This is a genomic window from Thalassospira sp. SM2505, from assembly GCF_054901115.1.
Window position 1 is genome coordinate 4,506,199 of record NZ_CM142731.1, and the last position, 15,544, is coordinate 4,521,742.

General features: G+C 55.5%; 11 protein-coding genes. 4 read left to right on the forward strand and 7 right to left on the reverse strand.

What is annotated here, in order from left to right:
• Window positions 1-23 precede the first annotated feature (23 nt).
• Window positions 24-611, forward strand: a complete 588-nt coding sequence (locus tag ACTU44_RS21075; protein ID WP_462096294.1) for a DNA-3-methyladenine glycosylase I — start codon at window positions 24-26, stop codon at window positions 609-611.
• A gap of 52 nt (window positions 612-663) precedes the next feature.
• A complete protein-coding gene (locus ACTU44_RS21080) occupies window positions 664-1,824 on the forward strand; it encodes a glycosyltransferase (RefSeq protein WP_462096295.1) in 1,161 nt (386 codons plus the stop codon).
• Window positions 1,825-1,827: 3 nt separating this feature from the next.
• Here the strand turns inward: ACTU44_RS21080 and ACTU44_RS21085 are convergent, their stop codons facing one another.
• From ACTU44_RS21085 to ACTU44_RS21110, 6 genes are all read right to left on the reverse strand, one after another.
• The gene (locus ACTU44_RS21085) at window positions 1,828-2,874 is read right to left on the reverse strand and encodes a LacI family DNA-binding transcriptional regulator (RefSeq protein WP_336083152.1); all 1,047 of its coding nucleotides are present in this window, start codon (window positions 2,872-2,874) and stop codon (window positions 1,828-1,830) included.
• 110 nt (window positions 2,875-2,984) lie between these two features.
• A complete protein-coding gene (locus ACTU44_RS21090; RefSeq protein WP_462096296.1) occupies window positions 2,985-3,596 on the reverse strand; it encodes an alpha-ketoglutarate-dependent dioxygenase AlkB family protein in 612 nt (203 codons plus the stop codon).
• 103 nt (window positions 3,597-3,699) lie between these two features.
• Window positions 3,700-5,151 (reverse strand): efflux transporter outer membrane subunit, encoded by a 1,452-nt coding sequence (locus tag ACTU44_RS21095; protein ID WP_462096297.1) that lies wholly within the window; start codon window positions 5,149-5,151, stop codon window positions 3,700-3,702.
• A gap of 1 nt (window position 5,152) precedes the next feature.
• A complete protein-coding gene (locus tag ACTU44_RS21100; protein WP_462096298.1) occupies window positions 5,153-8,347 on the reverse strand; it encodes an efflux RND transporter permease subunit in 3,195 nt (1,064 codons plus the stop codon).
• A 2-nt stretch (window positions 8,348-8,349) separates the two neighbouring features.
• On the reverse strand, window positions 8,350-9,510 hold the full coding sequence (locus ACTU44_RS21105) for an efflux RND transporter periplasmic adaptor subunit (RefSeq protein ID WP_114097045.1): 1,161 nt from the start codon (window positions 9,508-9,510) through the stop codon (window positions 8,350-8,352).
• Window positions 9,511-9,849: 339 nt separating this feature from the next.
• On the reverse strand, window positions 9,850-11,970 hold the full coding sequence (locus tag ACTU44_RS21110; protein WP_462096299.1) for a methyl-accepting chemotaxis protein: 2,121 nt from the start codon (window positions 11,968-11,970) through the stop codon (window positions 9,850-9,852).
• A gap of 359 nt (window positions 11,971-12,329) precedes the next feature.
• Between ACTU44_RS21110 and ACTU44_RS21115 the strand changes: the two genes are divergently transcribed.
• Window positions 12,330-13,223, forward strand: coding sequence for an AraC family transcriptional regulator (locus ACTU44_RS21115; protein WP_336083164.1), 894 nt, complete (start codon window positions 12,330-12,332; stop codon window positions 13,221-13,223).
• Between the two features lie 71 nt (window positions 13,224-13,294).
• Here the strand turns inward: ACTU44_RS21115 and speB are convergent, their stop codons facing one another.
• The gene (gene speB, locus ACTU44_RS21120) at window positions 13,295-14,347 is read right to left on the reverse strand and encodes an agmatinase (RefSeq protein WP_462096300.1); all 1,053 of its coding nucleotides are present in this window, start codon (window positions 14,345-14,347) and stop codon (window positions 13,295-13,297) included.
• A 288-nt stretch (window positions 14,348-14,635) separates the two neighbouring features.
• On the opposite strand from speB, the gene ACTU44_RS21125 reads away from it, so the two are divergent.
• Entirely contained in the window at window positions 14,636-15,544 is a 909-nt protein-coding gene (locus tag ACTU44_RS21125) for a LysR family transcriptional regulator (protein ID WP_462096301.1), read from the forward strand.

The window sequence follows — 15,544 nt, forward strand, 5'->3', positions numbered from 1 at the left end:
CCGTGCCATTGAAAGGAACCAGCATGCCCCACCACGATCATCCGCGCTGCGGCTGGGCAAACATCCATCTCGACAAGCCGTTTTACATTGATTACCACGATGCGGAATGGGGTGTTCCGGTCCATGATGACCGGCTTTTCTTTGAAATGCTGATCCTTGAAGGGGCGCAGGCGGGGTTAAGCTGGCTGACGGTTCTGGCACGGCGCGATACCTATCGCGCGGCCTTTGATAATTTCGATGTTCACAAGGTCGCGGCCTATGACGAAGCCAAACAGGAATCGCTGATGGCCGACCCGGGGATTATTAGAAATAAATTAAAAATCGCCGCGACTATTAAAAACGCCCAAACATTCATTGCCATCCAGAAAGAGTTCGGAAGCTTTGATTCCTATATCTGGAACTTCGTTGATGGCAAGCCGGTGATCAATCACTGGAAAACCATGGGTGACTGCCCGGTTTCGACCGAGCTTTCCGACCGGATTTCCAAGGATCTGAAAAAGCGCGGCATGAAGTTTGTCGGCACGACCATCATCTATGCCTTCCTTCAGGCCACCGGCCTTGTGATGGATCACACCACGGATTGTTACCGCTACTCGCAGCTTGCAAAATAGCCATCTGTTCTGATGGGCAAAGGCCTGCTATAGCCTTGGTATGGCAACCGTAATGCATATCATCAACGAACTCGACGCCGGGGGTGCTGAACGCGTCCTGACCCGGATTGCGTGTCATAACGCGCAAAATCCGGGGCCTGATATCCCGCGCCAGATCGTTGTTTCACTGATGGATAAAGGGGTATACGGCCCCGACCTGATGGCGGCCGGTGTTGAATTGCATTGCCTTGGCATGGCATCGGGCATGCGCGATTTGCCCGGCGCGATCATCCGGCTTTCACGGCTGATGCGCCGCACGCAGCCCGACGCCATGATGTCATGGCTGTATCATTCCGATTTTATCGCCACCCTTGCTGCCATCCTGTCAGGACGCGGGACCAAAAGGCTCGTCTGGAATATCCGCTGTGCGGAAATGGATCTTGCACAATACGGACGTTCGACCCGCATTGTTCTGGGATTGCTGGCGAAACTGTCCGATCGTCCAGCCGTGATTGCCGCGAATTCGCATGCCGGTCAGCGTCATCACATCAAATGCGGCTATCACCCCAAAAGATGGGCCTATCTGCCCAACGGTTTTGACACCGATGAATGGCGCCCCGATCCCGGTGCACGAAAAAGACTGTGCGCCGAACTTGGCATTGAACCGGCCAAACATTTGATTGGCATGGTCGCGCGCAAGGACCCGGCCAAGGATCACGATACCCTGTTTGAAGCGATCAGGCTGCTTCGCGCCAAAACCCATGATGCGCATCTGATCCTGATTGGTCACGATACCGAAAGCCTTGCCGTACCCGCGGAGCTCGCCCCACATGTTTCAGCCCTTGGACTAAGGCGCGATGTTGCCAAGATCGTGCCTGCCCTCGACATTGCGGTTCTGTCGTCAAGCTTTGGCGAAGGGTTTCCCAATGTCATCGGCGAGGCCATGGCATGTGGTGTACCGGCAATCGGCAATGATGTTGGTGATGTTGCAGAAATTCTGGGCGGTACTGGCAAGACTGTCCCGCTGCGTGCACCAGATAAACTTGCCAACGCCATCGAGGAACTTCTGACCGAAGATAGTGATAGCCGGACCTGTCGCAAGACCGCTGCGCGCAAACGGATCATTGATCATTACAGTCTGACGGCAATGAATGATCGTTATCTTGCCCTTTGGAACGGACTGGCAGGCAATCGCGCAATGCCGGATTTCAATTTCCCGAAGGATGGGAACTAGATGCTAGGCGGGTTTACTGGAACCGCGCAGCAACAGGGTGGTTTCAAGGGTGATGGTTTTACCACCGCCGTCTGACAGGGCCATTTCTGCAGCCAGACGTCCCTTTTCAACTGAGTCCTGATACATGGTGGTTAGGGGCGGGTCGGTGCGTTCACCCGCAGCAATACCGTCAATCCCGATCACCTTGAGATCGTCGGGCACCTTGCGGCCAGACGTGCGCGCGGCATCAATCGCCCCGATCGCAATCACATCCGACATGCCGAGAATGCCGTCGATTTCGGGATGCTGTGCCAGCAATTCCGTGGTCATTTTTGCGCTATGGCCTGACTGGTTGTCGCATTCGACATGGATAATGTCGGAGGCAGAAATCCCGGCTGCCTGCAGGGCATCGTGATAGCCCGCCAGACGTTCACGGACGACCCGGTGGCTGGCCGCCCCGATCCGGTTAGCATTCATCGGGCCGAAATGATCATGCTCGGTCGCCTGAAGCGACAGGATGCCAAAACGTTTTGCCCCGCAATCTAGAAGATGCCGGGCGGCATTTCTGGCCGCCCCGAAATCATCAAGCACCACAGATCCAGCCGCACCGGTAATGTCGGTATCGATGCTGATCAGCGGCTGGTTACGGCGCTGAATGGCGGCGATGATGTCATTATTGTCGGAATAGCAATGGACCAGAAAGGCATCAACAGCGGCATTATTGACCGCCTCGATTGCCTGTTGCTGATTTTGCGCAGAAATGATCATGACATTGACGCCATGCTGCGCACATTCGCGCCCGATCCCGCGCAGCAACTCAATCGCTGCCGGATCGCTAAAGGCATATTCAAGGTTATCGGGAAACACCACACCAAGCGCACCAGCCTTGCCCGTGCGCAGCATCCGGGCCATGACATGCGGCCCGCGATAGCCAAGTTCCCTGGCGGCAGCAAAAATGCGCTCGCGTACTTCGGGGCGGACCAGATCGGGTTTGCCAAAGGCATTTGACGCTGTTCCTTGCGAAACCCCGGCCGCCTTTGCGACATCCAGAAGTTTTACGCGTTTTGCCATGCGCCTGTTTTCCCCGAGCCCGTGTGTTTCACACTGATAGTGATTTGAAGCGGTTACACTATAGCCAAAAGCAATGTTTCGCTACCAGAAGACATTGAAGTTCATAAGCCTTATCTGTTTTCCGGCTGGGTATGGCGGAACGTCAGATTGATCCGCTCATTTACCTGACGGGCAGTTTTGGGAATTTGATGCAACCAGAAATGCTGGGTTTGCCCGGCCATGATCAGGGCCGAGTTATGCGGCAAATCGATGCTGATACGATCACCGGTTTTTTTATGCCGTAAATGAAAGCGCCGTTCCTCGCCAAAGGACAGGCTGGCAATAACCGGATTTTCCCCCAGCACGTCTTCGTCATCGGCATGCCAGGAAACACTGTCGCGACCATCCCGGTAATAGTTCAGAAGAACAGTATTAAACAATGCACCGGAAAGGTCTTCGGCAAGTTTGCGCAAGGGTGCAATTACGGATGGAAACGGTGCAGCCGGATGATAGACGCCGCTATAGCGATAGGCGACCTCGCCATACCAAGCGGTCAATCGGGGAACGGGGATTTCCTTGCCATGAATTTTGGCGATTTCCTGTTGCCAGACGATCCCGCTTTTCAGGCGCGAAAATGTCCGGTCTGCAACATCCGGGTCCATGATTTCGCGCAGCAGCAAAACTTCCCCGTCAAAGGGCAAAAGATTGCGTGGTGGTTCATTGGCAAACAGATCGCCGGTCATGATCATCCCCGGAAGTCATTCTGCCAAACACCTATGACGAACGGTTGCGAAACTCAAGGCACAGTTCGCTGATATATTTGTTTTCACAGAAAACCCGGGCCCGTTAGCCATTCACCAGAGTGACACCTTCCTGGGATGCATATCGTTCGACATCCTCGACACTCAGTCCCGCAGCGCTATAGAGATTGATGGTTTCAAGTTCGAGATCGGTTTCGGCATCGGCAAGCGATTGCAGGGAACCGGTCAGGCTGCGCTGTGAATCAAGCACGTCGAGAAAATCCGAAAGCCCCTGCACATAGCGGACCCTGGATTGTTCAAACGCATCACGGTGATATTGCACCGATGCAATCAGGGAGTCCCGTTGCTGCATGGCACCGACATAGCCGTAAATCGCACTTTCGACTTCTTCAATCGCCGCAAGCAGGGTCTGGCGATAGGTCAGGAAAGCCTGTTCGGCCTCTTCTTCGGCCACGGTGATGTTCGCACGACGTTCACCACCATCATACAGCGTCGCGTCCAGAAGTGCTCCGATGGCCGCCATGGCTGTGCGGACAATCGGCCCGGTGCCATATCCGGTCGCCCCCAGGGCCAAAGACCCGCTGAGCGTCAGTTCCGGATAAAGTGTGGCGGTTTCCACCCCGATCTGCGAGGTCGCAGAAATCAGTGCCAGTTCCGCCGCGCGGACATCCGGTCTGCGACGGAGCAAGTCAGCAGGAATGCCAATCGGCGGACTGCTTTGGAATTCCGGCAAGGGCGAGACGTCAAGCAACAGGTCGCGATGGGAGCCGGGCTGTGCACCGACAAGGATCGAGATTGCATTGATCGACCGGTCGATACTTGTCTGCAAGGTCGGGACCGTGGCCTCAAGATCGGCGACCTCGGCCCGCGCACGCGAAAGATCAAGCTCCGATCCCAGACCGGTCTGAAGCCGAACCTGCACGATGTTGCTGGTCTGGCGTTGCAGATCAAGGGAGTCCTGCAACAGGGCCAGCCGTTTCTGCGCGCCGCGCAGTTCGATATAGTTGCCGATAATGTCGGCTATCATGGTGCGATAGACATCTTCGCGCAGATAGACCTGACGCAGATAATCGGCCTTGGCGACTTCTTCCTCGCGGGTCTGTCCGCCCCAAAGATCCGCTGTCCATGACAGGTCAATCCCCGCGCCAAAGCCAAGATCATCGACATGATCGCCACTGGCCCGGCTTGAGGTTGACCGATCCGCCGAACTGTCAAGGGTTGCACCAATCGTCGGACCATTGGCCCCTTCGACACCGCGTGCGGTTGCAGCGGCGGCACGAATACGGCTGATCGCAATTCTGAGATCAATATTGTTGGTGACACCCTCGTTGATCAGTCCCTGCAAGACCGGATCAGTTGTGCTTTCCCACCAGCGGCCGTGATCGGCCTGTGATGCGGTGATTACGGGGATTTCAGGGGTATAGGCCCCCACCAGGTCAAAACTCGGTGCCGTGTAATCAGGTCCGACAGACTGGCAGCCGCCAAGTGCGCCGAGCAAAGCGATTCCCGAAACTGCAAAAAGACGACGCGTATTCATGTTATTTCGCACTTCCTTCAATACCGCCCTTGGCATCTGATCCATGGGGGAGTTCGTCGGGAATCTCGCCCGTGTCGGGGATGGATTCTGCGGCACGCAACTGGGTTTGCAGTTTCAAACCACCATCCGCACGTGCCGATACCAGTGGTGCCAGCAACAGATACAGTACCGGGGTCAGGAACAATGTAAATACGGTGGCAAAGCCAAGCCCGCCAAACACAACCCAACCGATTGCAGCACGGGCCTCTGCCCCGGCGCCGGAACCAAGCACGAGTGGCAAACCACCCAGCACCGTCGAGATCATTGTCATCATGATCGGACGCAAACGCACCATCGCCGCGTCATGAACGGCCTCGCGGACGGATCGGCCGGCATCGCGCAGCTGGTCGGCGAATTCAACCACCAGAATGCCGTTTTTGGCCATAAGCCCCACCAGCATCACAAGCCCGATCTGGCTATAGATATTGATCGAGGTACCACTGAGACTAAGTGCAAAGATCGCCGCGGCCAGACCAAATGGCACGGTCAGCACCACCACAAGGGCGGACATGAAGCTTTCGAACTGGGCTGCCAGAACAAGAAGCACGACCAGAACCGCAATCAGGAAAGTGATCTGAACATCGTTTGATGTTTCACCCAAGGCCGCGGCATCGCCCAGGAACAAGACACCGACACCCGGCGACAGGACCTTGTCGGCCGCAGCCGTGACGTCATTAACCGCATCGTCAAGCGTGTAGCCCGGCGCAAGGTTGGCAGAAATACCCACCGCACGTTGCTGACCTTCGCGTTCGAGTTCGGAAGCAACGGCTTCTTCGCTGAGCGTGATGACCGATGACAGTGGAAGAATACGGCCATTGGTTCCGGTAACAAACAGGTTCTCAAGATCGGACGGGTCATTGATGCTGCCAACTGCACTGCGCAGTTTGACCGGGATGCTTTGGTCATCGACATTGATGTCGGTGACTTCATATCCCTCGATCATCGCACGCAGCGTCGTATCAAGTTCGTCAATCTCGATGCCAAGATCAAAGGCGCGCTTGCGGTCGATATTGACCAGAAGCTGTGGCTGGGTGGTCTGGTAGGACACCCGGATACCGGTCAGTTTCGGATTGTTTGCTTCAAGTTCGGCCTGAAGGGCACGGGCATTGGCCGCAAGATTGCGATAGTTCGTCCCTGTCAGGGCAAATTGCAACCCTTCGCCGGTTCCGCCACGCAAACCAAGGCTGTTAGGTTGCCAGACAAAGGCCTGTACGCCCGGCAAGGCATTCAGCTTGCCCCGGATGCTGTTGGTGATTTCCTGCTGGCTGCGATCACGTTCATCCCACGGCACCAGCGGTGCGATCACCAATGCACGGTTGGGGTCCCAAAGACCAACGATGGTATAGATGTTATAGGCATCCCCGGCATCGACCACCGGTCGCAGAATGTTTTCGACCGCTTCGACCTGACGGTCCATATAATCGATACCGACCCCGTCCGGACCACGCAGGGATACCAGAATGCGTCCGCGATCCTCGTTGGGCAGCAATTCCTTGGTCACCGCGTTATAGGCACCGAACGCCAGACCACCGGCAACAATACAGATCATCAATGTGACGACCGGGTTGCGCAGCACCCATTCCAGAATGACGCGGTAAATCCCCGCAAAGAAAATGCCGACCCGTTCAAGCATATTGGGTTCGACATTTGCATCACCGTCATGGGGATCAATATGTTTGAGACGCGATGCCAGCATCGGACACAAAGTCAGTGCAACAAAGGATGACACCGCCACCGAGAAGGCCAGAACAAAACCGAATTCACGGAACAGACGACCGGCCGTACTGGGCAGGAAAGAAATCGGCACAAACACCGAAATCAGGGTCAGCGTGGTCGCAATTACGGCAAAGAACACCTGCCGGGTACCAAGCACCGCAGCCGCCATTGAGCCAAGCCCCTGATGACGGCGACGCTGAATGTTTTCAAGCACCACAATCGCATCATCAACGATCATCCCGGTCGCCAGAACCAGCGCCAGCAAGGTCAGGATATTGATCGAGAACCCCATCGCCCAGACAGCGGCAACTGTGCCGATCAGTGCAATCGGAATGGTTACCGTCGGAATCAGGGTTGCAGTAAAGGAGCGCAGGAAAAGATACAGCACGCCAATCACGATGATGATCGCGAGTGCGAGGCTAAAGATCACTTCCCACAATGCACCTTCGATAAATACCGCATCGTCAGAGTTAACAAAGATTTCGATGCCATCGAACTGTTTGTTCAGACGGTCGACCGCGTCGCGCACACCATTGGAAATCGCAATGGTGTTTGATTGGGCCTGTCGCACAACGCCAAGCCCGATTACGGCCCTGCCATCAAGGCGAACATAGGACGTCGCATCATCGGGGCCGTAATAGATATCGGCAACATCGCCAAGCAGAATACCGTCACGTACCAGCATCTGGTTGAGCTTTTCGACTTCCCAGACCGATGCATCGGCACGCACAAAAAGTTTCTGATCGGCTGATTCAAAGCTGCCTGCCGGGATGTCGAACTGTGCTGTTCGCAAAACATCGGCAATATCCTTTACCGACAGTCCGTAACTTGCGATACGCAGCGGATCAACGCGGACATGAAGAACCTTTTCGCGATCGCCGTTGACCGTGATTTCCGCAACACCCGGAACGGCAAGCAAGGCCGGGGTGATCTGGTCATCGACAATATTGGCGAGTTCTTCCTCGGTCAGGCGGGTGGTGACAACCGCCATGCGCATGATCGCACTGGCATCTGCATCGGCCTTGACCACACGGACTTCCTCGACCTCGTCCGGAAGACTTCTGGTCGCGCGGCTGACGGCTTCGCGGATGTCACTGGCAGCATCATTGATTTCAACATCCGGATAGAATTCGATGCGAACCCGCGAGCTGCCTTCCTCGCTTTGGGAATTGATATTCTTGACGCCACTGACGCGCGAAGCAGCACTTTCAAGAACCGAGGTGACTTCGGCGTCAACGGTTTCCGGGGATGCGCCGCGATAGGTTGCGCTGATCGTCACAGTCGGCCGATCCACGTTCGGCAATTCGCGGATTTCCACGCCAAGCATCGCAGCCAGACCGGCCAGAATGATCAGCAGGGCGACAACACAGACCAGCACCGGGCGACGGATACTAAGGGATGCAAGATCATTCTGATCCTGATTGCCGGAATGATCGGTCATGGTCAGGACCCCTCACCTGTACCCTCGCGGGCGGCGACACCGGGTTCGTCAATGGTGTTACGAATGGTTGCGTCAACCTTGCGGCCCGGACGCAGGCGCAAGACACCCTCGACAACAATAAGATCCCCCTTGGCGACCGGACCATCAATCAGGATACGGCCGTTGGTACGTTTGACGACACGAACGGGAACACGCGACACCTCTTCATCGGCGATCCGCCAGACATAGGTGCCACCATCCCCCCAAAGGACGGAAATCTCGGGAACAGAGGGATATTGTTTACCTTCAATATCGACGTAAACGGCAAAGGACATCCCGGCAAGCAAGCGACCATTCGGGTTGGGCACGCGCGCACGCACATTAAAGGTCCGGCTTTCCGGATCAATGCGGCTTCCGATTGATTCAACAACCCCGGTGAAAAGTTCGCCCGGAAGGCTCCATGTTTCAACGCGCAGCGACTGTCCGGGTTTGACATTGTCAAACCGGGTTTCGGCAACTTCGAAATCGACCAGAATGCTGTCGATATTATCAAGGGTCACAAGCATGGTGGAGCTGTCTACACGGTCACCGGCCTCGATCTGGGGAATGCCGATGATGCCGTCAAATGGCGCAAGAATGGTCCGATCCGCCAGATCAACCTCGGCCTGATCGAGTTGAATTCTTGCTTCGGCCAGCGCGGTCCGGGCGCTGTCGACCTCGCTTTCCGCAACCGCACCAAGCGGGCGGGCCTGCTCATAGCGGGCAAGAAGCTGTTCGGCATCCTTGACCTGAACGGCTGCAAGATTGCGGGCAAGGCGTTCGCGCTCGGAATTGAGAATGACAAGAACCTGACCCTTGGTGACCTTGTCGCCAGCACGGACCAGAACGTCTGCAACTTCGCCGGAAACTGCGGGATAAATCGAAACTCCAAGGGCGGATTTGCCCGTCCCCACGGACTCAACGACGGTTGTTTCATCCATCAGGCTGGCATATTCGGCAATCACCGGAAGCGCACGATCACTACCCCCGCCTGAGCCACCACCGCCACTGCGTTGCTGGCCCTGTTCGGATTGACCGCCCGACGATACGAGCGCGACAATTTCGTCTTTGGCAAAGATATAGGCAGATGCGGCGACTGCAATGAGTGCGACACCTGCGATCAGAAGCGTTGATTTACGCGCCATCACTTTGATACTTCCAAGTCGGGCAGATCACGTGACCTGCCCCAAGAGAGCCCTGTTCCCTACCGGGAAAATTTCTGTATTTCAGTTTCTTGCCCGCATCGGGAGATTGTTGTTTTTTGAAACACTTATACCGGGAAAGATATTGCAACCGGTTGGTCAGAACCACAGAAAAAGTGTATCAGAAACGTCGCAGTTTGTATCTTGATCCCGACAAGAACCGTGGTTTTATACGCACCCGGATCAGAAACAGACCGGCCCGCACATCTGTCATGATGCACGGGCCAGCAGAATGGCTATCGGGTCTGGTTGAAAAGCAGTCCTGCCGTCTGGTATCCCAGATCAGGCTGCCCCCAACATCGTGTTTTGCGGAAAGGCGACAAGATTATCCTTGCGCCAGTCTTCGATGACTTCCTTTGCACCCGGCTCATCTGACAGGGCAGCCTTTTCGCCATCATCCGCAGCCGAGGCCACCGCACGATCAAGTGATGCCGTCAGTTCGGTCACATTGCGTTCAACCTCGTCCGCACGACGGTTCAGATCAAGGCTAAGCTTGCGGGTGACTTCGATATCGTTGGAAACCTCGACAATCGCCACACCGACATGGCGGACCGCATCACCCGCGAGCGAGATGGCGCCGGTGATTTCCTCGGTCTCGCGGCGTTGGTGTTCGACGTCGCCGGCGACCTCGTCAGAAATCGACATCATGGAACGAACCGTCACACCGACTTCCTCCATCGAGGCGACGCAACGATCGGTTACAGCCCCCATCGCATTGACATGCTCGGTGATCTGTTCGGTTGCACGTTCGGTCTGACCGGCAAGGTTTTTGACCTCGGCAGCGACCACAGCAAAGCCCTTGCCGGCTTCGCCTGCACGCGCGGCCTCGATCGTGGCATTCAGGGCCAGAAGGTTGGTTTGACCGGCAATACCACGGATCAGATCGACAATCTGTTCGATGCTTTGAGCGACTTCGCGCAGATCATCAACCGCCTTGGCCGACTGTTCGGTCGAGCCAACGGCATTCTGGGCGATTTCGCGCTGATGTTCGACGCGGTTGGCAATCGAACCGATGGCATCCGTCAGGCGGATGGCGGCATCGCTGATGGCATTTGAATGTGACTGGCTGTCATGGGCGGCACTGGTTGCGGCCTGTGTCTGGGTGGTGACACGTTCGGCGGCGGCGGCAACTTCGACCACAGCTTCACGCATGCGGGTAACCTGATGATTGACCGATTTGACAAGACCCGTGGTCTCACCTTCGATGGTTTCGGCCATGGCTCCAAGGGATGCGCGGCGTTTTTCTTCCTCGATCCGCTGCAGGGTGATGCGTTCCTCGGCCATTTGTTCGATCTTCAGCGCATTTTCACGGAAGATCGCAACCGTGCGCGCCATCGCACCAAATTCGTCGCGGCGATCAGTATCGACCAGATCAATCTCGGTGTCATTTTCGCTCAGTCGCGTCATGTCACCATTCACCCGTCCGAGCGGACGCAGGATGCTCATGGCGATCCCCAATGCCAGGGCAAGGGCGACCACAACACCAATGGCGGCAACCAGAATATTGGTCAGTGCCGAGCTTTCAGATTCTGCATGTGCAGCATCCACCAGAAGGGTCTGGTTTTCCATGGCCTCGGCGCGGATATTCTGGGTGATGGTCTGGACTTCGCGGACGGCCGCCTTGAAGTCATCCATCGACTGACGGAAACCACCAATCGATCCTTCAAGCTGGTTTGCCCCCTGTTTCAACAGATCATTGTCCCGCACGGCATAGGCAAACAGCTTTTTGTCATTACGCGACAATTTGCCAACCGCGTTTTTGATTTCATCTTGCAGATCGGTCAGCGCAGATGTGTTGGAGCGCGCCTGATCAAGGGATTCCGGTGTGCGCAGGATTGAATATTGCAGGCTGTTGACGATGGCGGCCAGATTGGCCTCGCCCAGCTTGTCTGCATATTTGCTGGCAATCCCGGGATCGCGCTTGCCGATGAATTGTTCAAGCTTTGCAGCAGACTGGCCAAGCTGATTGGCACCAAGCAACATGGTGTCGGATGCGGCGGTCAGGTTTTCCGCACGCAAGACAAGCGGTTCCAGCGTTGCGATATAATCGGCACTCAGGCTTTCGAGGGTATCGGCACGACCGGCATCACCCGATGCGCGCAGCGCCTCGACCAGGGTGGCACCGCTTTGCTCGGCCGATGCACGAATGGTTGCAATACCCTCGCGATCAAGCGGATCGACGGTTTGTGCAAACAACAGCACCTGATTTGAAAGACGTTCAAGCTTAAGCGCATAGTCATTGGCAAGCCCGACAAGGCCGGTACTTTTGGCGATGCGATCAGCATGCGAGCCAAAACCAAGCAGATAGGTCGAAGACAATGCGCTAAGCCCGACCAGCAGGACAACCAGCACAAAGAAGCCTGCGAAAATACGCGAACCGATGCGAATTCGATCAAGAAACATGTAAGTTCCAAACAGAAAATGGGACGTTTGGCGCGATCCTTACAGCAGCGCAGGGCTCAGTTTTGTAACACTTAGATGAAATCCGCATTTGTCTAGATAAGCGTGACCGTTCCTTTTAATTTGCGCGCTCGAAACAACAACAATGACAGGATTAAATGTTCATATGAACATCACCCTATACATCTGTTGAGGATGATCTATGCCATCTGGAAAGCCGTCTTTTCCGCAATTTTCAGCCAGGCGCCGTCGAATCGTCTGTTTCTGTCACTTTTGACGTCACAGCTGTTGCAGCCATCGTGAAAATGTCACCATGACAATATTGTACAAGCCGGGTGCATTTTTGGCGCTATACTTGGGTTATGGGATCAGCATCGCCTCATAACACTGCGCCACGGCACCGAACATCTGCGGTCCGGCGCCCCCGCGAGATTGCCCGCCACTGGCGTGCAGCCGACGGAATTGATCTGTTTGAAGCCGATTACAAGAATTTCAGCTTTCCCAAGCACAGCCATGACTATTACGCGTTTGGCACCATCCTGAACGGCGCCGAACAATTCATGACGCGTGGCACCAATTATGTCGCCGCACGCGGACAGATTTTGATGATGAACCCGATGCAGGTTCATGACGGTCGTTCGGCATCCGATGATGGCTATCACTACCAGATCATGTTCATTGCGCCGGAAATCTTTGGCAATCTGGTCACCGAGCTGTCGCCCAACAGCACCGGCCTGCCATTCTTTGGCAATTGCGTGGTTGATGATCCGGCATTGCATCTGCAATTACAGCAGCTTCACCACATGTTCCGGCCCGATTGTGTGGCCTCTACCAGCTTGCTCGAACGCGACAGTACACTGCTTTACAGTGCGGCCCGTCTGGCGTTGCGCCATGCGGATGCCCCGCCCTTTATCTATCGTCCGGGGTCAGAGGACAAACGCGTGCAAGCCGTGATTGATTACATGGCGGCCCATCTGGACGAAAATATCGCGCTTGAAGATCTAGCGACGATTACCGGGCTTAGCCGGTTTCACTTGCTGCGCGTGTTTCGCGAGGCCACCGGTCTACCCCCGCATACCTATTTCAACCATATGCGGCTGCGCCGGGCCAAACGCATGCTGTTTGACGGGGCCAGTATTGCCGATGCGGCAGCCGCCACCGGCTTTGCCGATCAAAGCCACCTGCACCGGCATTTCAAAGCCATGTGGGGTGTCAGCCCCGGTGCCTTTATCGCAAGCCTTGATCACAAAGCCTGATCGAAACCAAGAAGACAGCCAGCCTGTCAGGAACAGATATTTCTCCCGCCCCGACAGGCCGGCAGTTCGTCCTATGCGCCCCCTTTGCGACGTTTAAGCGCGTCGGTCACCAGGCACAATTCTTCAAACAGTATCTGTGCGCCAACATGGGCAGTATTGGTTGTTGCGTCATATTGCGGAGCAACTTCAACCACGTCGGCCCCCACAAAGTCCAGCCCCTTAAGCCCGCGCAAAATAGCCAGTGCCTCGCGCGAGGTCAGGCCACCGATTTCCGGCGTGCCGGTTCCCGGCGCAAAGGACGGATCAAGGCAATCAACATCAAAGGACAGATAGACCGGACCATCGCCAACCACTTCGCGGGCCTTGGCGATTACGGCTTCAACACCGATCTGCGGGACTTCTTCGGCATGAATAACGGTCATGCCGCTGTCATAGGAAAATTCCCACAGATATTCAGCCCCCCCGCGAATGCCGATCTGAATGGTGCGTTCCGGATCCAGAACCCCGTCCATCACCGCTTGGCGGAACGGACCACCATGATGGAATTTGGCCCCTTCATATTCACCACTGGTATCGCAATGGGCATCAAGATGGATCATGCCGACCGGGCGATCCTTGCCAACCGCGCGCTGGATCGAATAGCTGATCGAGTGGTCCCCACCAACAGCAATCGGGATGACACCGGCATCAACGATTTTGGTGAAGTAGTCGACGATATCTTCGTGACAGCTTTCAAGCGAGAAGCGACTGCGGAACGGAACATCCCCGATATCGGCAACATTGCAATGGGCACCGGGCACCATGCGCAGGACATGTTCATAGGGGCCGATACGTTCAATATTGCGTACGGCGCGCGGTCCAAGGCGCGCCCCGGCCCGGTTGGTCACACCCAGATCCATCGGCACACCGACAAGGGCAACATCAAGGCCGTCAAAATTGGTTTTTGCAGCATCCGGCGCAAATGGTGCATCAAGGAATGTCGGCACCCCGGCAAAGGGCCATTTACGTTCACCACTTGATGAAAACTGGGTTTCCGCCACTTCCCTGAAATGCGGATCGAACATATCGCCGCCTTTGGCGTTGCCGTATTTTTCGCGCAGTTTTGCAAGCTTTTCACTATTCACGATGCTGGCCTCCTTGGACCCTTTTGGATATCGCTGATATCGGGGACGTCCGTGACGTTTCTGATTATTTGAACTATCGGGTTCAGGGTGCTGCATCTGTCCACATTGCAGGTGTGAAAGCAGGAAACTGCCCCAAACCCGGCCAATCCAGTCACAAATCTGCTGCCACGATACATGCAGGCCTGAAACCACCTGCACAGCAGATCAAATTGCGCGGGCCGGAAAAATCACGTAATGCTGAACTTTACTTTGGCATTTTCCAAAGTAAACAATACGGACCCCCGTGCCATGGCGATTGAACAAACCGATCTGAAGCTTTTGCGCATCTTTCTGACCATTGTCGAAGCTGGCGGATTTGCTGCGGCACAAAGCGATCTCAACCTGTCACTTTCCACGATTTCAAGTTATGTCACCGCCCTTGAGACAAGGCTTGGATTTAGCCTGTGCAAACGCGGGCGCAGTGGATTTTCCCTTACCCGTGAAGGACAGGTCGTCTTTGAAGAAGCCCACCGCCTTTTTAAATCGGTCGCGCATTACGAGACCAAAATGCGGTCGCTTCGCGATAAGCTCAATGGCACATTGACCATCGGTCTGACCGACAACACCATCACCGATCCCGGCGCACGCCAGATCGAACGAACCATCGCGCGCTTTGTCCAAAAGGCCCCGGATGTAACATTGAATGTTGTCACCTATCCGCCCAATGATTTGCTGCGCGAAGTCGTGACCGGCGCCATTCAGGTCGGTATCTGTGCCTTTCCCAAAACGGTATTGGGGCTGAGCTACATTTCGCTTTATCCGGAAATGCACCGGTTTTATTGCGGGGTTAATCATCCGCTTTACACCCAGCCTGACAGCGAGATCGATATTGACGAAATCCGCCGGTTCCGGATTGTCGGGCGGAAATTCTGGCTTGGTCGTGACCTTAAGGATTTTGCAATTGCCCGGCCCCATGCCATGGTTTCGGATATGGAAGCCGAAGCACGGCTGATCCTTTCGGGCGCCTTTTTGGGCTATCTGCCCGAACATTATGCCAAACAGTTTGTCGAGGCCGGTCGCATGCGCCCGATCCGTCCCGATCAGTTTTTTGTCGAGGCACTGTTTCAGGCAAGCTTTGATTCCAACAAGCAGCTTGATCCGGTCGCAGAGCTGTTTCTTGATCTTTTGATCGAGGATTTTGGCGCCAAACGCGACTAG